This is a genomic window from Flavobacterium solisilvae (assembly GCF_012911605.1).
GTDB classification, from domain to species: domain Bacteria; phylum Bacteroidota; class Bacteroidia; order Flavobacteriales; family Flavobacteriaceae; genus Flavobacterium; species Flavobacterium solisilvae.
The window spans coordinates 146,400-171,554 of the sequence record NZ_JAAMPT010000209.1 but is presented as its reverse complement, the minus strand read 5'-3'; the positions used below and the strand labels follow the sequence as shown (position 1 = coordinate 171,554).

General features: G+C 32.1%; 28 protein-coding genes. 15 read left to right on the top strand and 13 right to left on the bottom strand.

The annotated features are described in order from the left end of the window. Positions 1–31 precede the first annotated feature (31 nt). The 4 genes from G6042_RS13140 (at position 32) to G6042_RS13125 (ending at position 4,136) form a co-directional block, all read left to right on the top strand. Entirely contained in the window at positions 32–1,687 is a 1,656-nt protein-coding gene (locus G6042_RS13140; RefSeq protein WP_169524903.1) for an LIC_10190 family membrane protein, read from the top strand. Positions 1,688–1,760: 73 nt separating this feature from the next. Next, positions 1,761–2,285 carry a superoxide dismutase family protein gene (locus tag G6042_RS13135; RefSeq protein WP_169524902.1) on the top strand — a complete coding sequence of 175 codons (525 nt, stop codon included), beginning with the start codon at positions 1,761–1,763 and terminating at the stop codon, positions 2,283–2,285. A gap of 9 nt (positions 2,286–2,294) precedes the next feature. Beyond that, positions 2,295–2,858, top strand: a complete 564-nt coding sequence (locus G6042_RS13130) for a YdeI/OmpD-associated family protein (protein WP_169524901.1) — start codon at positions 2,295–2,297, stop codon at positions 2,856–2,858. A gap of 78 nt (positions 2,859–2,936) precedes the next feature. Next, entirely contained in the window at positions 2,937–4,136 is a 1,200-nt protein-coding gene (locus G6042_RS13125) for an LETM1-related biofilm-associated protein (protein ID WP_169524900.1), read from the top strand. A gap of 31 nt (positions 4,137–4,167) precedes the next feature. On the opposite strand, the gene G6042_RS13120 is transcribed toward G6042_RS13125, so the two are convergent. The 5 genes from G6042_RS13120 to G6042_RS13100 all read right to left on the bottom strand — a co-directional run bounded on the left by G6042_RS13120 (position 4,168) and on the right by G6042_RS13100 (position 8,192). Next, positions 4,168–4,803: a carbonic anhydrase gene (locus tag G6042_RS13120; protein WP_169524899.1), complete on the bottom strand. Its 636-nt coding sequence runs from the start codon at positions 4,801–4,803 to the stop codon at positions 4,168–4,170. 11 nt (positions 4,804–4,814) lie between these two features. Continuing rightward, positions 4,815–5,498 (bottom strand): carbonic anhydrase family protein, encoded by a 684-nt coding sequence (locus G6042_RS13115; RefSeq protein WP_169524898.1) that lies wholly within the window; start codon positions 5,496–5,498, stop codon positions 4,815–4,817. A 25-nt stretch (positions 5,499–5,523) separates the two neighbouring features. Continuing rightward, complete coding sequence (locus G6042_RS14315; protein WP_235933316.1) at positions 5,524–7,305, bottom strand: SulP family inorganic anion transporter; 1,782 nt, start codon at positions 7,303–7,305, stop codon at positions 5,524–5,526. Between the two features lie 60 nt (positions 7,306–7,365). After that, positions 7,366–7,647, bottom strand: a complete 282-nt coding sequence (locus G6042_RS13105) for a hypothetical protein (RefSeq protein WP_169524897.1) — start codon at positions 7,645–7,647, stop codon at positions 7,366–7,368. Positions 7,648–7,712: 65 nt separating this feature from the next. Then, a complete protein-coding gene (locus tag G6042_RS13100) occupies positions 7,713–8,192 on the bottom strand; it encodes a Dps family protein (RefSeq protein ID WP_169524896.1) in 480 nt (159 codons plus the stop codon). 115 nt (positions 8,193–8,307) lie between these two features. Between G6042_RS13100 and G6042_RS13095 the strand changes: the two genes are divergently transcribed. Then, positions 8,308–9,249, top strand: a complete 942-nt coding sequence (locus G6042_RS13095) for a LysR substrate-binding domain-containing protein (RefSeq protein ID WP_169524895.1) — start codon at positions 8,308–8,310, stop codon at positions 9,247–9,249. A gap of 36 nt (positions 9,250–9,285) precedes the next feature. On the opposite strand, the gene G6042_RS13090 is transcribed toward G6042_RS13095, so the two are convergent. From G6042_RS13090 to G6042_RS13070, 5 genes are all read right to left on the bottom strand, one after another. Beyond that, entirely contained in the window at positions 9,286–9,480 is a 195-nt protein-coding gene (locus tag G6042_RS13090) for a hypothetical protein (RefSeq protein WP_169524894.1), read from the bottom strand. A gap of 213 nt (positions 9,481–9,693) precedes the next feature. Next, complete coding sequence (locus G6042_RS13085; protein WP_169524893.1) at positions 9,694–9,888, bottom strand: hypothetical protein; 195 nt, start codon at positions 9,886–9,888, stop codon at positions 9,694–9,696. Between the two features lie 114 nt (positions 9,889–10,002). After that, on the bottom strand, positions 10,003–10,671 hold the full coding sequence (gene mnmD, locus G6042_RS13080) for a tRNA (5-methylaminomethyl-2-thiouridine)(34)-methyltransferase MnmD (protein ID WP_169524892.1): 669 nt from the start codon (positions 10,669–10,671) through the stop codon (positions 10,003–10,005). A 2-nt stretch (positions 10,672–10,673) separates the two neighbouring features. After that, positions 10,674–11,132: a hypothetical protein gene (locus G6042_RS13075; RefSeq protein ID WP_169524891.1), complete on the bottom strand. Its 459-nt coding sequence runs from the start codon at positions 11,130–11,132 to the stop codon at positions 10,674–10,676. Positions 11,133–11,135: 3 nt separating this feature from the next. Then, positions 11,136–11,624 (bottom strand): DUF4920 domain-containing protein, encoded by a 489-nt coding sequence (locus G6042_RS13070; RefSeq protein WP_169524890.1) that lies wholly within the window; start codon positions 11,622–11,624, stop codon positions 11,136–11,138. Positions 11,625–11,896: 272 nt separating this feature from the next. Between G6042_RS13070 and G6042_RS13065 the strand changes: the two genes are divergently transcribed. Further along, the gene (locus G6042_RS13065; protein ID WP_169524889.1) at positions 11,897–12,964 is read left to right on the top strand and encodes a branched-chain amino acid aminotransferase; all 1,068 of its coding nucleotides are present in this window, start codon (positions 11,897–11,899) and stop codon (positions 12,962–12,964) included. Positions 12,965–13,046: 82 nt separating this feature from the next. Here G6042_RS13065 and G6042_RS13060 read toward each other — a convergent pair whose 3' ends face one another. Beyond that, positions 13,047–13,430 (bottom strand): pyrophosphohydrolase domain-containing protein, encoded by a 384-nt coding sequence (locus G6042_RS13060; protein WP_169524888.1) that lies wholly within the window; start codon positions 13,428–13,430, stop codon positions 13,047–13,049. A 76-nt stretch (positions 13,431–13,506) separates the two neighbouring features. On the opposite strand from G6042_RS13060, the gene G6042_RS13055 reads away from it, so the two are divergent. Continuing rightward, positions 13,507–13,695: a hypothetical protein gene (locus G6042_RS13055; protein WP_169524887.1), complete on the top strand. Its 189-nt coding sequence runs from the start codon at positions 13,507–13,509 to the stop codon at positions 13,693–13,695. On the opposite strand, the gene G6042_RS13050 is transcribed toward G6042_RS13055, so the two are convergent. Continuing rightward, positions 13,692–15,311, bottom strand: coding sequence for a class I SAM-dependent methyltransferase (locus tag G6042_RS13050; protein WP_169524886.1), 1,620 nt, complete (start codon positions 15,309–15,311; stop codon positions 13,692–13,694). The two genes, G6042_RS13055 and G6042_RS13050, sit on opposite strands and share 4 nt — an antisense overlap. Before the next feature lie 92 nt (positions 15,312–15,403). On the opposite strand from G6042_RS13050, the gene G6042_RS13045 reads away from it, so the two are divergent. The 4 genes from G6042_RS13045 (at position 15,404) to G6042_RS13030 (ending at position 18,036) form a co-directional block, all read left to right on the top strand. Beyond that, a complete protein-coding gene (locus G6042_RS13045) occupies positions 15,404–16,528 on the top strand; it encodes an SRPBCC family protein (RefSeq protein ID WP_169524885.1) in 1,125 nt (374 codons plus the stop codon). A 61-nt stretch (positions 16,529–16,589) separates the two neighbouring features. After that, on the top strand, positions 16,590–17,132 hold the full coding sequence (locus G6042_RS13040) for an RNA polymerase sigma factor (protein WP_169524884.1): 543 nt from the start codon (positions 16,590–16,592) through the stop codon (positions 17,130–17,132). Positions 17,133–17,162: 30 nt separating this feature from the next. Then, positions 17,163–17,573 (top strand): hypothetical protein, encoded by a 411-nt coding sequence (locus G6042_RS13035; protein ID WP_169524883.1) that lies wholly within the window; start codon positions 17,163–17,165, stop codon positions 17,571–17,573. A 4-nt stretch (positions 17,574–17,577) separates the two neighbouring features. Continuing rightward, complete coding sequence (locus tag G6042_RS13030; protein WP_169524882.1) at positions 17,578–18,036, top strand: sensor of ECF-type sigma factor; 459 nt, start codon at positions 17,578–17,580, stop codon at positions 18,034–18,036. A gap of 54 nt (positions 18,037–18,090) precedes the next feature. Here G6042_RS13030 and G6042_RS13025 read toward each other — a convergent pair whose 3' ends face one another. Next, positions 18,091–19,146 (bottom strand): sialidase family protein, encoded by a 1,056-nt coding sequence (locus G6042_RS13025; protein ID WP_169524881.1) that lies wholly within the window; start codon positions 19,144–19,146, stop codon positions 18,091–18,093. Positions 19,147–19,268: 122 nt separating this feature from the next. On the opposite strand from G6042_RS13025, the gene G6042_RS13020 reads away from it, so the two are divergent. The 4 genes from G6042_RS13020 to G6042_RS13005 all read left to right on the top strand — a co-directional run bounded on the left by G6042_RS13020 (position 19,269) and on the right by G6042_RS13005 (position 25,037). After that, on the top strand, positions 19,269–20,522 hold the full coding sequence (locus G6042_RS13020) for a hypothetical protein (RefSeq protein WP_169524880.1): 1,254 nt from the start codon (positions 19,269–19,271) through the stop codon (positions 20,520–20,522). A 129-nt stretch (positions 20,523–20,651) separates the two neighbouring features. Then, a complete protein-coding gene (locus G6042_RS13015) occupies positions 20,652–22,634 on the top strand; it encodes a KUP/HAK/KT family potassium transporter (RefSeq protein ID WP_169524879.1) in 1,983 nt (660 codons plus the stop codon). Positions 22,635–22,717: 83 nt separating this feature from the next. Next, positions 22,718–23,929 (top strand): RsmB/NOP family class I SAM-dependent RNA methyltransferase, encoded by a 1,212-nt coding sequence (locus tag G6042_RS13010; protein WP_169524878.1) that lies wholly within the window; start codon positions 22,718–22,720, stop codon positions 23,927–23,929. 4 nt (positions 23,930–23,933) lie between these two features. Further along, complete coding sequence (locus G6042_RS13005; RefSeq protein ID WP_169524877.1) at positions 23,934–25,037, top strand: endonuclease; 1,104 nt, start codon at positions 23,934–23,936, stop codon at positions 25,035–25,037. Positions 25,038–25,155 lie beyond the last annotated feature (118 nt).

The window sequence follows — 25,155 nt, the reverse complement described above, 5'->3', positions numbered from 1 at the left end:
ATTTTTACGCTGAAATACTAACCCAACAATCGTGATTTACTTACTATTAAGTCTGCTCGTTCTACTTCCGCTGCTTTTCGGTTGGGGAAAATTAACTTCTCGTTTGTTAGGTTTTACTTTTACTAGTCTGTGGGCAAACTTAACTGCTGGAATAGTTGGCATTACCGTTGTTGCCAGCGTTGTTGCTTTCTTTTTCTCTTTAGGAATTGTGTTTGAAATTGTTGTTATTCTTATTGGTTTAATCGGTTTGGTTGTTTCAAAAAACAATTTTTCCGAATTCTTTTCATTACTAAAAAACCGATGGTTGCTGGTTTTTATCTTCCTTGGAGTTAGCATAACCACCTTTGCTCCTTTCATCAACGACCATTTTGGTTACTATGTTGGAACCATCAAATGGCTTAGTGAATATGGTTTAGTAAAAGGCATTGCCAATATCAATCTGATTTTAGGACAACAATCGTCTTGGCATATTTTTCAAGCCAGTTTTGATGCTATTTTAGATCCTTTTTTGAGGATAAATTTAGTGTTATACACCATCTTTGTTCTTTATTTATTTGAAAAAAAACTTTGGAATTTATTACTTTTCATTCCTTTTTTCTTTCTCTTTTTACATTCGCCTTCACCCGATTTACCTATTTATATTTTTAGCATTCTGCTTATCGTAGAACTTTTTAAAACTGATTATGCTGAAAATTTTAGTGTTATTTGGTTGCTTTCGGTGTTTATTTTTACGTTAAAACCAACCGTTTTTTGGCTTCCACTATTTGTGTTTTTATTAGGTTTTAAAACTAATAAACAACTGCTATTTAGCATAAAAAACATACTATTGACAGTAGTTTTAGTATCACTTTTTTTCATCAAACAGATTTGGGTTTTTGGCGATTTTATCTTTCCAATAAATAGTAATTTAATCGATGTTTCCTGGAAACCTTCTACTTTTTTATTAGAATTATCCAATAAAATCGGATTACTTAAAACTTATGATTATCAATACACTATACCCGAAATAAACTCGTGGTCAACTTCTGACAAAATCATAAAATGGTTAACATTAAGTGGTTTCAAAAAAATAGTAAATTTGGTGGTAGTTCTTGCTGTGTTTGGATTTGGATTTCTTGCAATTAAAAAACGAAATACCAAACTCATCTTGCTTTGGGTTTGTATCACACTAAAAACTATTGTTATCTTTTATTTCTCTGGACAATATCGCTTTATGATTGATGCGGTTTTGCCTCTTGTTGCTTTAGTACTTTTGAGTATTACATTAAAACCGATACTATCCAAAGGAATTACGCTAGCAGGAATTGGACTGATTTTTATCGTTTTCTTGTTTCCAAAAATTCTGCAAGAAAATGTTAGTTCGTTTTATGTAGGGCAACTTATGGGAAAACCTAGCGCGGAACAACTAACCAAACCTTTGGAATACAGCATTAGCGACTACAACCAACATAAAGTGTCGAATTTTACTTTTCATACGCCAAAAAATTACCATTTGATGCACGATATTCCGTTGCCATGCCTTACACCTTATTCGCTTCATGAGTTTTATGTTGCTGGTATTTTTCCTTATGCATATGATGAAAACGACTTCAAAAAAGGGTTTTATCTAAAAAAATTATCGCCTTCTGATAAGAAAAAAATTGATGAAATTTTGAAAAATTATGTCATCTATTATAAAATCGAATAACTTAGTAAAACGTTAAAAAAAGACAATGCCCATTGATTATTTTGTAAATTTGAAAAACTAAAAATCACAACTTATGAAAAAGATAGTCTTATTTTCCGCCTTACTTTTAGTAATTATTATAGCCTGTAAATCGGGTGACAACACGCCTAAAAATAGTGTAACCATCAACTTAGAACCTAAAAGTGGTAGTAAAGTTGAAGGAAAAGCCACTTTTACTGAACGAAACGGAGTAGTTTATTTAGAAGCAAAAATTAGCGGTTTAACTCCTGGTGTTCACGCTATCCATATTCATGAAAAATCAGATTGTTCAAGTGCTGATGCTGCTTCGGCTGGCGGACATTGGAACCCAACGTTTAAAAAGCACGGAAAATTTGGCGAAGGCGAATACCACAAAGGCGATATTGGTAATTTCACTACTGATCCACAAGGAAATGCTACTGTAGTTTTCAAAACCAACGAATGGTGTATTGGCTGTGGCGATGAAACCAAAGATATTCTAAACAAAGGGTTAATTGTTCATGCCAATCCAGATGATTTTGAAACACAACCTACTGGAAATGCCGGCGGAAGAGTTGCTTGTGCAGGTATTATCAAATAATTTTCACCTTTGGAAGAAGAACATTTATACTTTAAAAATGCCCAAGAATGGAGAAATTGGTTGCACGATAATCATACGAAAGCTACCAAAGCGTATTTAATTTTATACAAAGTTAGCAGTACATTCGAAAGTATGCGATGGGAAGAAGCCGTTCAAGTTGCCATCTGCTACGGTTGGATTGATTCTACTGTAAAGCGAATTGACGACGACAGAAGACGACAACTTTTTACACCAAGAAAAGACAAAAGCGTTTGGAGTAAACTCAATAAAACCTATATCGAAAAACTGATTGCCGATGACTTGATGCATGAAAGTGGTTTGAAAAAAATTGAAATTGCCAAACAAAATGGTTCTTGGGAATCGCTTAATGGCGTTGAAAATTTAGAAATTCCTAAAGATTTAGTAATTGCTTTTAGCCAAAACAAAACCGCTTTAGACAACTACAACAACTTCAGTAAATCCTATAGAAAAAGCTACCTTTATTGGTTAAATCAAGCCAAAAGAGAAGAAACACGAAGCAATAGAATAGCCGAAATCATTTCGCTATGTGAACAAAACATTAAATCGAGGTAACTATTTTAAATTTACTGTTTTTTTCGCTGTTTTTTCTTTCTAAAAAATATAATTTTGCCTTGATTAAAATTCAAAACAATGATTAACCCTTCAATACACGGCTGGATTGACAAGTATTTTGCCGAGCAAAAGCACAAAGAAGACGAAATAGTCATTGACGAAGTTGAATTTTATGAAGCAACGAGAAAAACAGGTTTCATCTTTGGACATATTGTTGCTGTTGATACCATCATTCCTATTGATATTGACAATTGGTTACCGATAGAAATCTCAAAGATTAGCTTACTAAACACGCTATTTAAAGTTCATTGTCTAGTTACTAAAAAAGTAGACAGCACAAAATTCACTAGTGATTGTGTTGCTTTTTATAAAAGTTTAAATCCAAAAAGCAGTTCGATTTTTAAGATTTTAAGCAGCAATTCTAATGTTCAAAACTTAGAAGAAATTATCCATACGAGAGTTCAAACGAATGAAGATATTTTTAGCAAAAACTTCTCTCACGTCATTACCAATGCGCTTTCGTTTATAGATGTTTTGGCTTTTAAAAAGTTTTTGGAACTAGGTGAAATTCCCGAAAAATATTCCAATAAAATTGAAGAAATCGTAATTGGAATTGTTTCGATTTCCTTGAAAGTAAAAACCGGAAAATCGGTTCACGACGAATTGTTGCAAAAACTGTTTGAATCGTCTGTTCGATACAACAAGTTTTCAAACGTTAGCAGTAAAAATATTGAAGAACTAGATCTGAGTTATCTAAACGATGAAATTGAGAAATTATACATTGTTGATTTGGCTGGAATTAGTCTTTGGAGCGATGAAAAAGTAGAAAATGAAGAACGCTATTTCATGTTTAAACTAGGCGAAAATCTAGCCATAAACGATGAGCAAATCATCAAAAGTATTGATTTTATCAACTATTTTATCACAAAATATAAAAGCGAAATTCCCTATTTCAACTTCTCCAATCCGGTGAAGCATTTTTATGACACTACCACCGAAAGCGTTGGTGTTTTAATCAATCGGAATAAAAAACGTTTGATTAAAGAAATTAGACAAAGTAAGGAATTGATGCATCTTTTGGCAAAATCTACGCACAAAGATTTGGATAAAGACGAGAAAAAGAAAGTCAAAAAACAGTTGTTGGACATTTGTAAAACCGTTCCATCGTTAACGATATTTCTATTGCCTGGCGGAGCTTTGCTTTTACCTATTTTAATCAAATTTATCCCGAAAATGCTTCCCTCTGCATTTAACGAAAATAGCGATGAAGACGAATAAAAAAACGCCGCTTAATTAAGCGGCGTTTTCATTAAAACTTGAGTTGATATACATCGTCTAAATCTTTCTCTGAACTGATGTTTACATCTAAATCAGTCACATAACCCGAATTTAATCCATAAACCCAACCGTGTAAATACAACGGCTGATTATTCTGCCAAGCATTTTGTACAATGGATGTTTTGGCCAAATCAAAAACTTGTTCTTTTACATTTACTTCAACAAATTTATTGAAACGTTCTTCTTCATTTTCAATAGCATCCAATTGTTTTTGATGCAAACGATAAGTATCTTTTATATGCCTAATCCAATTATCAATTATTCCGATAGAACTATTTCCCATAGCAGCTTTTACACCACCACAACCATAATGTCCGCAAACGATAACATGTCTAACTTTCAACACATTAACTGCATAATCAAGTACGCTCAACATGTTCATATCCGAGTGAACGACCATGTTTGCAATGTTTCTGTGAACAAAAACATCACCAGGTTTTGCGCCTACAATTTCATTGGCTGGAACACGACTATCAGAACAACCAATCCAAAGGAGTTGCGGATTTTGACCTTTTGCTAAGTCTTTGAAAAAATCTTTATCAATAGCCAATTGATCATCAACCCATTTTTTGTTGTTTTCTAATAGTTTTTTATATAATTCACCCATTGAAATAAATATTAATGTCTTAGTTCTACTACTGAAAATTCTGGATTTAAATCGTCTTTGATATAAGTTACATCATCATAAAACGTAACTTTCCCCGATTCTAAATCGTGCATTGCACCAACAATTCCAATTTCACCATTTTCAAGCATTTGCTCTAAAATAAAACTGCGCTCAATAATGCTTTTCACGCTTCTTTTTACATTGATTTGTGCCACGTTTTCAACAAATGTAGCGTTTTTTGAGCTTCGTTCATCTGTTGTGTCTTTTTCAGCATAAACCGCTGGTTGTAATTTTGATAACAATTCAGTTAAGTTACCCATTTCAACATGATCGCAAGCACCTTTTACAGCACCACATTTACTGTGACCAAGAACAACAATTAGTTTTGAACCTGCTACTTTACAAGCAAATTCCATACTTCCTAAAATATCAGTGTTTACAATATTTCCGGCAATTCTAACCGAAAATACATCGCCTAAACCTTGATCAAAAATTAACTCAGCCGATGTTCTACTATCAATACAACTTAAAATAGTTGCAAACGGCCATTGTCCATCACGAGTTTCATTGGCTTGTTTTAATAAATCTCTATCGGTTTGTAGATTTTTCATAAATCTACCGTTTCCTTCTTTTAAAATTTCTAAGGCTTTTCTAGGTGTAATTTGTGCTTGTAATTCTTTATTTAATGTTTTCATTTTTTATCTTTTTATTTATTAAAAACTAGTTATTAGATGAATTTTGTTCTACAAATACATTCTTTTTTCCAGCTTCTTCAGTGTTTTCTAATTCATAAACTTTTTTAAACCCAACGAGTTTTACTTTTATATTTTCTTCTTTGGCTCTAATTTTTTTAAACTCTTTAATCAAATCCAATATATCGTGAGCAATATAAACAGTATCCGAAGCATTGATAACTACTTTTGAATTTTCAGGAATTGAACTCAATGTTGTTTTGACAGCTGCTTTGTTTAAAAACGAAACTTCTTGCGCTAAATCAATATGGATAATATCACCATCTTTATATTCTTCTTTTCTAAAATTGTAAGCTCGTTTCATGTTTCCTCTTAAAACAAAAATAATACTTATAATCATTCCTAAGGCAACACCTTTAAGCAAATCGGTGAAAACTACAGCAAGCGTTGTTGCAAAAAACGGGAAGTAAATATATTGATTCCGTGATACATTTTTCTTAAATTCTACAGACTTTGATGCTTTGTAAAAACAATATAATAATATCAAAACCGATAATGATGCTAATGATGTTAGCACAATTGAACTAACAGAATTTGTGTATCCAATGATTACTAATACAATAGAAATAATCAATAGGTTTACTTCTTTTGACATGTAACCTGCAAAATGCTTAATATTTGGAACGGCTAATTTATAACCTACTAATAATAAAACGGCAGCTAATGTTGCCAATGGAATTTTATTTAAAACTACTGGAATTGCCAATACACTAATTAGCAATAAAACACCATGAATGATAGTTGACATTTTTGATTTTGCTCCGGCATCGTTATTTGCAGAAGTTCTTACGACAACCGAAGTCATTGGCAAACCACCTAACAATGAACTAACTATATTTCCAATTCCTTGTGCTTTCAACTCGATATTAGTGTTGGTATATCGCTTTAAAGCATCCATTCTATCAGCAGCTTCAATACAAAGTAACGTTTCGATTGAGGCAACAACAGCAATTGTAAAAGCAACAACCCAAACTTTAGAATTGGTTATTGCGGTAAAATCAGGTAAAATAATAATACTTTTAAATTCTTCCAAAGTAGTTGGAACAGGAAGACTAACCAAATGTGATTTGCTTATGGCTAAACTATTTCCTGTGCTGATGAAAAACTCATTTAATAAAATACTAACGATTACAGCTACCAATGCTGGAGGAACTAATTTAATTCTCTTTAGCACATCAACCTTTGGCCACATAATGAGTATAATCAACGAAATAACTGTGATTACAACTGCTCCTGGATGAATATAATCTATTATATTGAATAATTCTGAAAACGTATTTTGTCCATCAGCTTGAGTAAACGTTTCATCGCCTTCATAATCAGCATCGTATCCGAGAGCATGAGGAATTTGTTTTAAAATGATAATTACACCAATACCAGCAAGCATTCCTTCGATTACATTGGTTGGAAAATAATTAGAAATAGAACCAGCTCTTAAAAACCCTAATGCTAATTGGATAATTCCTGCTATTAAAACAGCTAGCAGAAAAACGTTGAAAGCACCCAAATCGGTAATTGCTGTTAATACGATGGCTGTTAAACCTGCCGCTGGACCAGAAACACTCAAATGGGATTGGCTTAAATAACCCACTACAATTCCGCCAACTACTCCAGCTATAATCCCCGAAAACAATGGTGCGCCAGATGCTAATGCAATTCCTAAACATAATGGAAGTGCTACTAAGAAAACCACTAAACCTGATGCAAAATCAGATTTAAGGTTCGCAAAAAGATTTATTTTTTTTGTCATTACCTTACTTTATTTAATACAACTATTGTTCCGCAAGTGCGAAAACTAAACTCGATAGTATTAAATAAATTCGGGCGGTGGAGAAAATATAACCGATGAAACATTGTCGTGTTTAGACAAGTTTTCGGACACTATTCTTGATTTTTTTAAAGCAATTGTAGAAATTGGATAGTCATAAGACTTTATCTCTGCTTTAACTTCTTTTAACTCTTTATGAATTTCTTCTTCGGCCAAACTATAAAAAATTGATACATCAGTCTTCTTTTCTATAATACTCACAACCGTTGGAGTAGAAAGAAAAGCAACAAACAAGACTAATACAATTTGTGCCAAATACTTCATGTTGCAAATGTAATATTCACGAGGGTTTTACTGCTATTTTTAATTAAATTTTAACATCCTATTTTCTAAATTTCTTCTTCAAGCCAAGCTTTCATCATCCAAATAGTTTTTTCTTGTTCTTTGATAAAATCGCTCATCATGGAGTTAGTTCCTTCATCGTCAATAGTTCCCGATTGTGATAAGATAATTCGCTCTACTTTCAACAATTCTGTTAATGAATTTACAATCAAAGCGATAGCTTCTTCATCATTATGGATGTTTTTTCCAATTTTAATTTTGCTATTTTTGGTATAATCATCAAAAGTATGCAATGGAATTCCACCCAACGTTAATACTCTTTCGGCAATTAAATCGATTTTTAATTGAGAATCGTTATACAATTCTTCAAATTTTAAATGCAAATCAAAAAAACGTTTTCCTCTAATATTCCAATGCAAGCCTCGCAAATTTTGATAATACACTTGAAAACTTGACAATAAAATATTCAATTCTGCCACTAATATTTCGGTTTCTTTTACGGGTAATCCAAGACTATTTACTTTCATCTTTATACTTATTTAAATTTAAACAAATTTATTAAATCAAATTTCGACATAAAATGACAATTATCACTATAAATTAAATTGATAGTTTTTATATTTGTATCAAAATTTACTATAAATGACAATTACTCAATTACAATACGTTTTGGCAGTAGCCGAACATAAAAATTTTACGCTCGCAGCCGAAAAATGCTTTGTTACTCAACCTACTTTAAGCATGCAAATACAAAAAGTAGAAGAAGAACTTGGTATTCAAATATTTGACCGAACAAAAAAACCTATCCAACTAACGGAAATTGGTCAAAAAATTGTCAATCAAGCCAAGAATATCGTTAACGAAGCCGATAGAATTAAAGATATTGTTGACCAGCAAAAAGGATTTATTGGTGGCGAATTTAGATTGGGAATTATTCCAACGGTTATGCCAACGCTTTTACCAATGTTTTTAAACAATTTTATCAAAAAATACCCAAAAGTAAACCTCATCATTGAAGAGTTAAACACCAACGAAATTATTGATAAATTAAACAACGGTCATCTTGATGCAGCGATAGCCGTTACACCTTTGGAAGAAGAAAAAATCAAGGAAGTTGTTCTGTATTATGAACCGTTTGTTGCCTATATTCCTGAAAGTCATAAAACATTTGCAAAAACTGAAATTGTAATTGATGATTTGGACATTAACGAAATCCTTTTGCTTCAAGATGGACATTGTTTTAGAGATGGAATTTTAAACCTTTGCAAGAATAAAAATCAAACCGATAAAAATCATTTTCAACTGGAAAGTGGCAGTTTTGAAACTTTAATAAAACTCGCAGATGAAGGTCTTGGAACAACACTTCTTCCCTATTTACATACTTTGGATTTAAACGAAAAAAACAAAGCAAAGCTTCGTCAATTTTCTGAACCAAAACCAGCAAGAGAAGTTAGTTTGCTTTATCCAAAAAATGAATTAAAAATTCATATTATTGATGCTTTACGAAGCACTATTTCGGGAGTTGTTAGAGGTGCAATTGCTTTTCAAAATGTGGAAATTATTAGTCCGTTACAAAAAAAATAAGGAGTTTTTAAACTCCTTATTTTTCTCTTTAAACTCTTAGTTAACAACTTTTAAACACTTTTCTAATTCGGGCTTTTCTTGAATAAAAAATTGAAGCCACCTTTTTAATTGCTCAATTTCATAAGGCAATAAATTTTTAACTGCCTTTTTTAATTCTTTAGCAAAAAGAACTGGATCAAAACTCACTCTTTCGAGCACCGTTTTAGTGTAATCATAGATCATTCTAGGCATAATGGTTAAGATTTAGGGTTATCTTATTTTTATTTCAAGATAAAAGTATATGATTAAATTTTATTCACCAAATATTTTCGACAAAAAACATCGATAAAATACATATTTACACGACAATCGGTATTTTTTAACATTTTTTCAATGTATTTTCTTTCAAAAACAAATTTACTCAAAAAGAAAGAGCAAAAAAAATGCCCTTTCTATATTATATAGTTAATCAATATGTAAAATACACTGTCTTAATTCTGGTTTTTGTTGTGTAAAATTCAACAACCAGTCGGTTAATTCTTCAAGTTCGTGTGGCAACAAAACTTTGTATGCTTTCTTGAGTTCTTTACAAAATAACTCAACGTCAAAACTCACTCCTTTTAAAACTTTTTTGGTATAAACTAACATTGATTTTGACATAGTAAACTAATTTAAAATGAATACTAAAATTGTGCTTTTTTGTATTATTTCAAATTTAATCAAAAGAATTAGTAAGTCATCCGTTTAGTTAGTTAAAAATTATTTAGAGAAAAGTTAAATTTTTAGCATCTTTTTTGCCCGAAGCATTTCTCTCTTTCCTGGTGCGCCAGGAAGTTTTTCAACTTCAAAACCAGCTTCTTTCATTGCATTTTTAATTGAAGTTCTGCAAGCATAGGTAACCAAAATCCCGTTCACTTTCAATGCATTATACATTTTGATAAAAATAGCTGTTGACCATAATTCAGGTTGGACATCAAACCCAAAAGCATCAAAATAAATTAAGTCAAAACATTCTTTATCATCAATATCTTGAAAAAACTGTTTTCGCTTGGTTAACGAAAAGTTGGCATGAATTTGGTTTTCGCTTTCCCAATTTGCTTGATGAATTTCTTTAAAAACATCAATTGTATTAGCATCAATTAAGGCTGCATAATTCATTGCCAAAATTTCCTCAGGAGAAATTGGATACGCTTCTACTCCAACATAATTTATTTGTTGGTTATTTTTTTTGGCTTCCAATGAAGTAATGAAAGCGTTTAAACCTGTTCCAAAACCTATTTCTAAAATAGAAACGGGTTTTGCTTCAAATAAAGAAAACCCGTTTTTTATGAATACATGATACGCTTCTTGAATTGCTCCGTGTTTAGAATGATAACTTTCATTCCACTCGGGAATAAAAATTGAAGTCGAACCATCTTTTGTTTGAATAATTTCTCGTTTCAAACTTATTCTTTTATGTATAATTTTTTAATCCTTGGAATTGGTCCGCCACATTTTTGCTGATGACATTGAACACAAGCATCAACACCTTTGTTAAAATGTTCTTTGGCATTTTTTGGATCTTTATAAATCATTTCCTGCGCCTTGATAAACTTAGCTGCTTGCTCTTTAAAAAAATCATCGTTTTCTTGTTCATCAGTCATTACTGCTTTGTGAATTTTCAAGAAATGCTGTGGAAATTGACCAATAGTATCACCTTTTATAATACGTTCTTTTAATCGTTGATTGTCCACATACATTTGTTCCATCAAAGCTGCCATTTCCGACATTTGGTACATTTCAAAACCATCGTCATCCTTTGAAGTTTCCTTGATTTCAGTAGTACAAGATTCTTTTTTTTCTTCTTCCTTTTTTTGACAAGAAATAACAACAAAAGCAGTCAGTAACAGAAATAACTTCTTCATACTTTATGACTTCTTGATGTAAACACCTGTTGCAGTAAACGAATAAGTAATCTCTGGCTTAGTGATTTTATTGATTTCTTCCTTAGATTTTCCTGCATCTTTTGCATAATGTCTTAATTCATCAACTGATACTACATCTACAAAAGCATATCCGTTAACCACAGCTTGACTATTATCAGCATTTAATGGAACAAAAAAGGCATAGTCTTTAAATTTTACAAATGACTCTTTATTATTACCTAAATCTAGTTTCATCCAACAACCTTTTTTCTTGCAAACTGCTTTAATATTGGTTACAAATTGAACAGCTATACTATCACCTTTTTTCAAATTTTTGTATTTTTTTAGCATTTGTTTTTCGGTCAAAACTTTTTTTGCTTCAAATTTTTCTCCAAAAAGCTTATAATCCTTCGTGTTTACAGTTGTTTGTGCATTTAGATTTAATCCCATAAAAAGGATAATCAATAAAGAATAAAGAGTTGTTTTTTTCATGATCTAATTACGATTAATGTAAGTGTTACAAAAGTAAGAAGTTTAACAAGACTGAGAATTAAAACGGTAAAAAAATTAATTAATTATTAAGAATCTTTTATCAAAATCTAATCTAAATAGCGAATTTGAAAAAAGTTTTTAATATTCAAATTGGATGCATATTTTTATTAGTTTTACAAAAATAACATCACAACTACTAATACAAATAGTTTATTTTACAAGTGATTTAAAATCAATTACTTATATTTTAAATTATTACAAAACAAATTTTAATGAGTTTAAAAACTACCAACGAAATCGATATAGTTAGAGCAAATAGCTCAAAAATTAATGACGTTGATTTTGATAATCTTTCATTTGGAAGTGTATTTACAGACCACATGTTGGTTTGCGATTTTAAAGAAGGTCAATGGGGAAAACCGGTTATAAAACCTTATGAACCGTTTATGATTGATCCTTCAGCAAAAGTGTTTCACTATGGTCAAGCTATTTTTGAAGGAATGAAAGCTTACAAAGATGATAATAACGACGTTTGGTTGTTTAGACCAGACGAAAACTACATCCGATTTAATAAATCTGCTGTTAGAATGGCAATGCCTGAAGTTCCTGAAAATGTGTTCATTGACGGTTTGAAAGCTATTTTGGAAATAGAAAAAAATTGGGTTAAAAAAGGATTAGGCAATACTTTATATATCAGACCTTTTATGATTGCAATTGGCTCAGGAGTTATTGCTCAACCATCAACTCAATATCGTTTTATGATCATATTATCACCTGCAAAATCATACTATTCGGGTGAAGTAAAAGTTATTATCGCGGAACATTATAGTCGTGCTGCCAATGGCGGAATTGGTGCGGCAAAAGCTGCTGGAAACTATTCGGCACAATTTTATCCGCAAAAATTAGCTCAGGAAAAAGGCTTCCAACAAATCATTTGGACCGATGATGCTACGCATACCAAACTGGAAGAAGCTGGAACGATGAACGTTTTCTTTAGAATTAATGATACTTTGTTTACTGCGCCAACTAGCGAGAGAATTCTTGATGGTGTTACTCGAAAAAGTTTAATCGATTTGGCAAAACGCGAAGGAATTAATGTTGAAGTGCGTTCAGTTTTAGTTGATGAATTAGTTGCTGCTGCAAAAGACGGAAGTTTAAAAGAAATCTTCGGTGCTGGAACTGCGGCAGTGGTTAGTCCAATTGTTGGTTTTCAATACCAAGGCGATTATTTTGAATTGCCAAAAATTGAAAATTCTATTGCATTACAATTAAAAGATAAATTGACCAAAATTCAATATAAACTTGCCGAAGATACTTTTGGTTGGACGGTTAAAGTTTAAATTTAGAATTTAGAATTTAGAATTTAGAATTTAGAAATTAAATATTTTTAAAAAGCGGTTTTCACTGAAAACCGCTTTTTTGTTACTTTAATATCTCCTCAAAACTTGGTTTGAAATAATTTGGTCCTTTTAGTACCTTGCCATCTTCGCGGTAAATAGGTTTTCCGTCTTCGCCTAGTTTACTCATATTGCTACGCTGAATTTCATCAAAAACTTCTTCAATTTTATGTTGCAAACCATGTTCCAAAATCGTTCCACAAAGGATGTACAACATATCGCCAAGCGCATCGGCTATTTCCACCAAATCATTATTTTGAACAGCTTCCAGATATTCTTCGTTTTCTTCTTTCATTAAGTTAAAACGAAGTGTGTTTTTTTGTTCGCCTAGATCGGCTTTCATCTCGTTACTAACTCCTAAACCAAAAGCGGTGTGAAATTCTTTTACAGCATTAAGTTGTTTTTGCATTTTTATTCATTTTATTGTTGACGCAAATTACAACTTTCGGATACATTTCAGTAAATTTGTTGAAAATTTGAAATAAATGTTCACAACTGGTCAATGGATTTTTGCCGCACTGTTTTTTGTAGCTTTCGTCGTAGCTATTTACTTTGCTTATGGAAAAGACAAAGCGCTACACCAAAAGTTTTATAAAGGAAGTTATAAAATTCTTATAGGTTTTTTGCTATTTGTCGTTATGCTTTTTTTGATAAAATTTGTAATGAAACGCTAAGGTTTTCCTTTAAATAAATTCACGCTTACTGTTGCCAAATCTGAGTTGGGAAATTTGGTAAAAAAGTCATTATCAGAAAACAATCCAGCTTCGGCTGCAACTTTGTGCAAGACTTCAATTTCTACAATATATTGGTCTGAAAATCCGTGCGTAGCATCATAAGCTGTTGCGGCAGTTCGTCCTAAATTTTTAGCAGTTAAATCGGGAGAAATGGTATGCAATTCAATAATTAGCAAACCAAATTTTTCTACAAATGGTTTCCATTTTTGCAAATGTTCCAGCAGATTATCTTCAACATCGGCATTCAAAATTCGGTTTCCACGATGTGCAAAAGCTCCACTCGATTGACTAATTCTATTAGGCGTTTTGGTTTTTGGATTTTCCCAAATTCGGTTATGATCAAGAAAAGTTCTAACATTGAGTAATTCTTTCAAATCAATAGCATAATCATCTTTCAAGGTTTGCGCCAAAACATCTGGTCGACCAATATCTCCCCAAATTACTTTTGCCCAAATATCGGCTTTAATCAAATTAGCACGCGTAACTTTAAGCGCAGCTTCGTTATAATCAACGCCAACCAAAAACAACGGATAATCATCAAGCATTTTGCCACGTAACGTTTGTCGTTCAATCACTTCAAAAATATGCTGGATAAACGCGCCGTTTCCACAACCCATATCAAGAATTCCTTTCGGTTGTTCGGCAATTGGTCGATTAAACAAACTGATAATGACTTCGTCCACAATTTTAAAATACTCCGAATGTGCGCCGCCACTTCCCCAAACATTCATTTCTCTATCTACATGAAGCTCGGTTTCGTGTTCGCCTATATTTCTGAGAATTGACGGATTTCCAAAAAGCAATTCGTCCATTTTTCGCAACGTTGGAATATAGGAAACCGTCACGCCATAAGCCGTTGCTCTTTTAGCAAAAAACAATCCGGTTTCAGTAAATTGATAATTTTCGTTTTTCTTGGTAAACCAACCTAAATAAGTCAAAAAGTCTAAAATCTCTTTGAAACATTCGGGATTTTTATGAAACTCTTCCGGACGAAAGGACGTTTCCATAAAATATTTATGAAACATGCCGCTCATTCCAAGCATTACAATCGTTGGTCCAACCAGATTTCCTTCGATATGAATTAAAATCTGCTGCTGAATTTCTTTAACCTTTTCATCTTCAGAAAAAACAATGTCATACTGATTTTTATATTTTCTGAAATAAGAATTCAACAATTCAAAAGGTTCAATTTCAAATTTTCGCGGATGAAATTTCTCTGAAAACTGCATCAAATTGAAAACATCTTCATAGTTTTTTACCAATTCAAAGGCAATCTCGCTTTTCTCTGAAACCGAAAAAGTTACCTCATTTGATACTTCATTTATGGTTTGAATTAACCAACCTTGCGAAGCCAAAACACGCAAAGCCACATTCAAATAGCCTTCGTTAGCATTATACTTTTGGGTTAATTCGCTCAAAGTAGTTTCCTTTATTTCAAGAAAATAATCCAAAATTCCTTTTTTGTATAACGAATAAGCTACTGGAACAGTTGTAATTCCGTCTAAATGTTGAAATAAAACGGCTCTTAACTCTGATTTTGTCTTTGAAGTATTCATAAGCAATAAAAAAATGGTGTCTAACAAATATAAAAAAATGCTTTCCGAAAGACAGAATTTAATTTATAAATTTGTGTCAAGTTTAAACGACCATGCAAATCCTAAAATATCTTTTTCTTATAGTAGTACTTTCCTTCATTGGACTAACGGTTTATATCTTAACCCAAAAAGGTGATTATGCTGTAACGCGTTCCAAAGTTGTAAAAGCACCAAGAATGATTGTTTTTGAGTATGTAAACGATTATAAAAACTGGGAAACTTTTAGTTCTTGGAAAAAAAACGATCCCGAAATGACGTTTACTTATCCTGCAAAGACAATGGGAATTGGCGCAAGTTATTCTTGGCAAGGCAATGATGGCAACGGTTTTATGAAAACGTTTTTTGTAAAAGAAAACGATAGCATTGCTCAAAAAATGACTTTGGACGGAATGCCATCGGAAGTAAATTGGAAATTTAAAGATACCATTGGCGGCACAAAAGTAACTTGGACAACCAAAGGAACGATTAATTTAATGACCAAAATTACCAGCTTTTTTAAAGGTGGAATTAAAAATGTTATTGGTAATAATTATGAGCAAAGTCTAGCCAATCTTGATAAAACTCTTCGCTATGAAATGAAGACTTTTTCGATAAAAGTAAATGGTGTAGCGCAACGAAATTCGGGATTTTTCTTGAAACAAACCTATTCTTGTAAGCAAAAAAGTCTTATCAGAAACATTAAAATCGTTTTGCCACGAATGGTATATTTTTTCAAAAAGAATAACATTCAAATGGCGGGAAAACCTTTTGTAATCTATAACAACATTGATTATGCCAATGATATTGTAAACTTTTCGGTTTGTATTCCAACAGCGAAAAAAGTTTTTCTAGATACCAATAGCGATATGCAATCAGGCGAAATGGAAGCGTTTACTTGCCTGAAAACCACTTTAACTGGCGATTATTCGCATTTAGCTGAAACTTGGAAAAAAGCCCAAAAGCATATTACCGACAATGATTTTAAACAAAATTTTGCCGGAAAATATATAGAAGTTTACTCGAAAACTATTGACGATGTAAAAAATCCGTCAAAATGGATAACCGAATTGTACATTCCTGTTTTTCCAAAAGCTGTTCCAGTAACTCCTACAGTATCAAACGTTTCAACACCAATTTCAACACCAAGAACAGAAACGCAACCTGAACCGCAAACAACAACTCCAGAAGAAATTCCATAATTTTTGATGCAAGATTAAACCTTTTCGATTAATTTTATTCTAATACTAAAATTACAATAGGTTGCAAGACGAAAAGGTTTTTATCGCTGAGTTACTCAACCCGAAAACGCAAAATGAAGCGTTTCAAAAGTTGCTACGCGAATATCAAAAACCACTTTACAATCACATTAGAAACATTGTTTTAAACCACGATGATGCCGATGATGTTTTGCAAAATACCTTTATAAAAGTTTTTCAAAATCTTAAAAATTTTAAAGGCGAAAGCAAACTTTTCTCGTGGATGTATCGAATTGCCACCAATGAAGCGATTAGTTTTTTGAACCAAAAAGCAAAGAAAAACAACACAACCAGCGAAGAATTGCTAAGTAAAATTGTAGACAATCTTAAAGCTGACAGTTATTTTGACGGAGACGAAATTCAATTCAAACTCCAAAAAGCGATTGCTAATTTACCCGAAAAACAACAATTGGTTTTTAAAATGAAATATTTTGAAGAAATAAAATACGAAGATATGTCGGAGATTTTAGGAACATCGGTTGGTGCGTTGAAAGCTTCCTATCATCATGCGGTTAAAAAAATAGAAGAATTTATGAATGGAAATTAAACCATTTGGAATTATAAAAGTCAAACAATTATGAAAGAATTTAGATTAGATAATGAACCAAAAATTACTTCGGGATTTAAAACTCCTGAAGGTTATTTTGATGATTTATCCAAAAAAATTAATGCTAATTTACCCAAAAACGAACCCAAAGTTATTTCTATCTTCCAAAAAAGAAAGACTTGGTTTTATGGTATTGCGGCAGTTTTAGCCATTAGTCTTTCGGTTGTTTTTTATCAACAATCACAATCGACCGAAACGCTTGATGCTGAATTTTTAGAAAATTATATTGCTCGAAATACAACTGTTTCAGAATATGATTTATTAGAATTATTAGAAAAAGAAGATATCGAAAAAATACAAATCGATCTTGATATTCAGGATGATATTTTGGAAGAAACGATGATAAACAACACCAATTTAGAACATTATATAATAAACTAACATTATGAAAACAAGAAATATACTTTCATTAATTTTAATTTTAACTTCAATTATTTCCTTTGCTCAAAACGGAAGATTAATGAAGCAAAAAAAGGAACAAGTCAAATCGCTTAAAGTTGCTTTTATTACAAGTGAATTGGATTTAACCGCTGACGAATCGGCTAAATTTTGGCCTTTGTATAATGCATTCGACGAGAAACAAAGCGAAATTAGACGTACCAAAATGAAATCGTATTTGGACAGAATGGACAGCGAAAATTTTGATATTGTTTCCGAAAAAGAAGCTGCAACACTATTATCTCAAATGGAAAGCAGCGAAGAAGAATTGCATCAGTTGAGAAAAAAGTTCATCAGTAACTTAAAATCGGTTATTCCAGCAGTAAAAATTTTGAAATTGAAAAAAGCCGAAGAAGATTTCAATAGAAAATTGTTGCAACAATACCTAAATAAAAGGAATAGATAATTGAACACAGATTTCACAAATCTTCACAGATTTTACTCTTTGTAGAATAAAAGTCTATCGTTTCAATTGAATTCTAACAATTTTATCTTTTCCAGCGGCGAAAACTAGATTTGGTGAAACAAAACGTATTGTGTAAAGTGAATTATCGGTTGAAAATTGTTTCCATGTTTTTCCAAAATCGGATGAATAATGCAAACCTGTTGCGCCAACGGAAATGAGTTCTTTTCCATCAGAATTTGGCACAAATTGAATGCACGAAGCATATCCAAATCCTTGATTTTCGGCTACTAAATTCCATGTTTTTCCACCATCGAAAGTAATGGCTTTGTTTTGAAAATTCTGCGTTGGAATTTCATAATTTCCACCTGCAATGAAACCTATTTTTTCATCATAAAAATCGGCAGTAAAAATTCCAGTCATGGCTTGACCTTGAACGATTGGCGTTTCAAAAACTTGCCACGTTTTTCCTTTATCCGAAGAATAAAAAACTCTCGATTTTACTCCGCCAGAAACTATCCAACAATGATTTCCTTTAATTATAACATTGGTATTACTTGCGGCAAAAGCAGCTTCGCCTTCAACCGTTTTGGGAAGATTTTCGCAAGGAACTTTTTGCCAAGTTTTGCCACCATTTCGAGTAATTACTATCGAAAGACAATTGGAGATTGGATCGCCAATTAGAATTCCTTCGTCATTATTCCAAAAATTCATACTGTCATAAAACACTTTTTCATGCGTTTCTGAATAAACCTTTTCAACTTTTAAATTGGATTTATTAATCCTGAAAACTGTTGCTGGATTTCCAATATTAGTAATAAAAACTGCAACATCATTTTGAGCAATGCTTCTAAATTCAAGTTTTGAAGTATCAGTAATGGTTTCCATTTGGAGTTTATTTGCTTTAGCATCATAAAATCCAAATTTATTTCCGTTTCCGGCAAACCAAATTTTATCGTTATCAACTAAAATTGCTCTGATACTTATCTTTTGGTTTAAAACCGTATCGATTGAAATACTTTTAACCTCTGAAAAATTACTTTTAAAATTTGATTTACAGAAAGTTAAAATAAAAATAATTACTATTAAAAAACTCAATTGGTATCGCTTCATAGATTACATTTTCAGCTAAGATAATGCTTTTGACAATGTTAAACTTACCTTAAAATAATTTTTGTGGCATAGTAATTGGATATTTCGTTATAACTATTTTATGAACGCAAATTATATATATTATGAAAACGAAATTTTTAACTCTGGCTTTACTGTCGATTGTTAGCATTACATCAGTTTTTGCTCAAGACAGAACTACTGTTACAGCTAATAACAGTGAGATTAGCGATAATCTTGATTTAAGAGCTGTAGCTTCCATCTTTGGAGATTCTAAAGATTTAGCAGATTTTGAAAGACGATTAAACAATCCCGAAGTTCCAATTTCAAATCTTGATTTGAATGGCGATAATCAGGTTGATTATTTGAGAGTTATTGAAACTGTTGAAGGAAATGCGCATTTGATTGTAATTCAATCGGTTTTAGGTCGCGATATGTTTCAAGACATTGCCACCGTTGAAGTTGAAAAAGACAGAAACAACCGTATTCAAGTACAAGTTGTAGGTAACGTTTTCATGTATGGTAACAACTATATTTATGAGCCAGTTTATTCATTTACACCTGTAATTTACTCTAATTTTTGGGTTTCAAATTACAGACCATATTGGTCAACATGGTATTGGGGTTATTATCCAACTTATTATTATGCTTGGCGTCCGTTTCCAATATTTAGATACAGAAGTCACATTGGTTTATATATAAACGTGCATCATCATTATAACTACGTAAATGTTCGTAGATGTCAAAATGTGTACAACAACTACTATAATGGTGGAAGACGCGGAAGTGCTTATGAAGTAAAACATCCAAACCGTTCGTTTGCTGTTAGAAATGTAAATTATAGCAACCGATATGAATTAGACCAAAAAAGAAATGTTAGAACAGTTTCTCAACGTAGCGAATTAGCAACAAGAAATACAGCTATCAGCGGAAGAAATAACGCAGTTAGAAATGAAACAGGAAGAACTACTATTGCTACAAGAGACAATGCTGTAACTCGAAATGAAAGCGTTACATCAAGAAACAACAGTGTTAGAACCGAAAATTCTACAAGAGGAAATTCAAATCGAAATGAAGTTAGAGAAATTAATGCAACACGAAATAACGCAATAAATAGAAGCGAAACAGTTACACCAAGAAATAACAGTGTTTCAAGAAATGAAACTGCTACTCCAAGAAGCAACAGCAATCGAGTTGAAAGTAAAAGAAATGAAACGCCTAGAAATCTTTCTCAAAGAAGTGAAAGCAATAGAAGTTCAGAGGTTCAAAGAAGTTCTTCAAGCAATAGAAATCTATCTGAAAAAAGAGGAAATTCAGGCAGAAGCCAAGAAAATTCTGGACGAAGCCAAGGAAATTCAGGAGGAAACAGACGAGGTTAAACTGCGTTTGAATATTTGTGGTCAAAAGCCGATGTAATTTGCATCGGCTTTTGTTTTTAAAAATAATTAAACATAAAAGAAACTAAATATTTTAAAAACATCTAAATTTGCATTCTTTAACATTATATTATGAGTTCTCATAGTCATCAAAATTTGCATTCAAGGCTTTCTGCCGCTGGTTTGTTATTAACTTTAGGAATAATTTATGGTGACATTGGAACATCACCTTTATATGTAATGAAATCCATAATTGGTGACAATATCATCAATTCTGAACTAATTCTTGGTGGACTTTCGTGTATCATTTGGACCTTAACACTTCAAACTACATTGAAATATGTTATCATCACTTTAAATGCTGATAATCATGGCGAAGGTGGAATATTTTCGTTGTATTCGTTAGTAAAGAGAACAAAAATTCAATGGTTGATTGTTCCTGCTATTATTGGTGGAAGTTTGCTTTTAGCCGAAGGAATTATTACGCCGCCAATCTCAGTTTCATCAGCAGTTGAAGGACTTTTAATCTTTGAACCCGATATTCCAACTATTCCAATTGTAATTGCGATTCTCTTTGTTTTATTTACCATTCAACAATTTGGAGCCAAAATTGTGACCAAGTTTTTCTCACCAGTAATGCTAGTTTGGTTTTCAATGCTTGGCGTTCTTGGTGTTATTCAAATTACTCAAAACTTTGAAGTTTTAAAAGCCATCAATCCTTATTATGCTTATAAACTTTTAACATCCGAAGTTTCTGGTCATGGATTTTTCATCCTTGGAGCTGTTTTCCTTTGTACCACTGGAGCAGAATCGTTGTATTCTGATATGGGACATTGTGGACGAAAAAATATTAGAGTAAGTTGGGCTTTTGTAAAAACAACTTTAGTTCTAAATTATTTTGGTCAAGGTGCTTATTTGTTGCAACACAATGGTGATACTTTGGCTCATTTAAACGACCACAACCCTAACCCATTCTATTTAATCATGGCGGAATGGTTTCAACCAATTGGAATTGTTGTAGCAACATTAGCAGCGATTATTGCTTCGCAAGCGTTGATTAGCGGATCGTTTACGTTGATAAATGAAGCGATGCGATTGAATTTTTGGCCAAAAGTAAAAATCAATTATCCAACTGACGTAAAAGGTCAGTTGTACATTCCTTCTATAAACTGGTTACTATTTGTAGGTTGTGTAGGAATTATTCTTTACTTCAAAGAATCTAAATATATGGAACATGCCTATGGATTATCCATTATTCTAGGTATGATGATGACTACAACACTATTGAATTTTTATTTGATAATGAAACGTGTAAAATGGTATTTCATTGCACCAATAATATCTATTTATGTCATTATTGAAGTGAGTTTTTTAATTGCCAATATAACCAAATTCATGGAAGGTGGTTATGTTACCATTGTGATTGCAATTTTCTTAATTGGTATAATGTCAACGTGGTTTTTGGCTAAAAAGATCAGCAAAAGTTATACTAAAATTGTCAAAATCAACGATTACAAGAAAGTTCTTGCTGAGTTGAGCGTTGATTTATCTATTCCAAAATATGCTACGCATTTGGTTTACATGACCAATTCTAACCGAAGCGATGAAATAGAAGAAAAAGTAATGTATTCCATTCTTCAAAAAAGACCAAAACGTGCTGATTTATACTGGTTTATTCACGTAAACATTTTGAGCGAACCGTATAAAAAAGAGTATAAAGTTACTGAGATTATCAAAGACGATTTATATCGAATTGATTTTTATTTAGGATTTAGAGAACCAACCAAAATTAACTTGATGTTCAAACAAGTAATTAAAGAAATGGTACAACGTGGTGAAGTTGACATTACCAGTCGATATGAATCATTAAGTAAAAATCATATCATTGGTGACTTTAAATTTGTACTTTCTGAAAAATTCCTTTCAAACGATAGTGATTTAACTTTCTTCGAAAAAATAGTGATGAATACTTATTTTACTATGAAAAAATTCAGTTTATCCGAAGAAAAAGCATTTGGATTAGACAGTAGTTCCGTAAAAATAGAGCAATTTCCGCTCGTTCTTCATGCACCAGAAAAAATTGAAATGCGAAGAATAGACAAATCTTGCGATTAAAAAAGTTAAAAAGTATTCTAACCAAAGAATACTTTTTTTCTTTACAGTAAAAGCAATATCTTTGCTGGCTGATTTTTTTACAAATGCGATTACACAGAAACCTTGTTTACACCACGATTGATTCTTTAAACGCCATCTTCAACGAAGGTGAATATGCCGATAAAGTTGTTGCTCGTGCCTTAAAAAAAGACAAACGTTGGGGAAGTTCCGACAGAAAGTTTGTTGCCGAAACCATATACGAAATCGTTCGTTGGAAACGATTGTATATGGAAATTGCCGAAGTTAAAGAACCGTTTGACCGAGACCAATTGTGGAGAATTTTTGCTGTTTGGGCAGTTCTTCGTGGTTATCCAATTCCAGATTGGAGACAACTTGAAGGAACACCAACACGAAAAATCAAAGGACGTTTTGACGAATTATCCAAAATCAGAAAATACCGTGAATCTATTCCAGATTGGATGGATGAATTAGGTATAAAAGAATTAGGAGAAGAACTTTGGACCAAAGAAATTGCAGCCCAAAATCAACAAGCCAAAGTAATCCTTAGAGTGAATACGTTAAAAACCACCAAAGAAAAGCTTCGTGCCATTTTGATGGATTTAAACATTGAAACTGAGTTTTTAAAAGATCAACCCGATGCTTTAGTTTTAACCGAAAGAGCAAATGTATTTTTAACCGATGCTTTCAAAGAAGGTTTGTTTGAAGTACAAGATGCTTCATCTCAATTGGTTGCTGCTTTTCTTGATGTAAAACCAGGAATGAGAGTTATTGATACTTGTGCTGGCGCAGGTGGAAAAACACTTCACATGGCTTCACTAATGGAAAACAAAGGTCAATTAATTGCAATGGATTTATACGAAAGCAAACTAAAGCAATTAAAACTTAGAGCTAAAAGAAACGGCGCTTTTAATATCGAATATCGAATTATTGACAGTACAAAAGTTATCAAAAAACTTCACGAAAAAGCCGATAGAGTTCTAATTGACGCACCATGTAGCGGTTTAGGTGTTTTAAAAAGAAACCCTGATAGCAAATGGAAATTACAACCTGAGTTTATTGATAATATCAAAAAAACACAAGCCGAAGTTCTAGAAAATTATTCTAAAATGGTAAAACCTGGTGGAAAACTAGTTTATGCCACTTGTTCTATCTTACCATCTGAAAATCAGGAACAAATTAAGCATTTCTTAACCACCGAAAGTGGTAAAAACTTTACATTTGTAAAAGATTCAAAACTACTAGCTTCAGAAAGTGGTTTTGACGGATTTTACATGGCATTATTAGAAAGAAAATAAATTTATGAAAAAAATAATTACAACTTTATTAATCCTTTTAAGCGGAATTAGCTACAGTCAAAGTACATATAGTGTTAATACAATTCCAACAGGATATTACAATACCGCAACAGGAACAGGTTATACTTTAAAAACACAATTGTTCAATATTATTAATAATCATACCGACAGAGGTTACGGAGGTTTATATACAACCTATTTAACATCTGACGTTGATAATTATTACGAAAACAACGGAACAATGTTAGACATGTACACTGAAAATCCAACTGGATCTGAATGTGAATATGTTTATGGCGGTGGATTGCAAGATGATGGAACATTGGGAAATGCAGAATGTCAAAGATACAACAGAGAACATTTAATTCCTCAATCTGTATTTAACTCAGCAACACCAATGTATTCTGATGCCCATTTTGTGGTTCCATCAGATAAATATGTAAATGCTCAACGAGATAATTGGCCATTTAGCAAAGTAAACACAGCTACTAATACCTATTCTAACGGTACAAAAAAAGGACAAAACTTAAATTCTGGTTATTCTGCTGGATATACCGGAACCGTTTTCGAACCAATTGATGAGTTCAAAGGCGATATCGCTAGAATGATTTTATATTTTGCAGTAAGATACCAAGACCAAGTTGCTGGATGGAATTATGCAATGTTCAACAATACAAGCAATCAAGTATTTACTAGTCAAGCTATTAATGTTTTACTAACTTGGCACAACAATGATCCCGTTAGCCAAAGAGAAAGAGACAGAAATGATGCCGTTTATGCGCGTCAAAACAACCGAAACCCATTCATTGATCATCCTGAATATGCAATGTCAATTTGGGGAAGTTTATTGAATACAGAAACTTTTAACTCGTTAAATGCAACAGCTATTCATCCAAATCCATCAAATGATGGAACGATAAACATCACAACTGAAGCTAATTTAGATGAAATCAATGTAATTAGCGTAAACGGTCAATTAATGCAACAAATTAAAAAACCTATGAGCATTGATACCAATTATTCAGTTTCAAATTTGCCAAAAGGATTTTACTTTTTGCAATTAAACTCAAACAATCAATCAGTTACTAAAAAGATAGTAATCAACTAATATCAAAAAAAGATAGTAAATTAAACGTTCTGTTGCTTTGGTGACAGAACGTTTTTATTTCGTCAAAACTGTAGAAAACGCTGATTTTCTTTGCAGTTTAGCCACAGTTTACTATCTT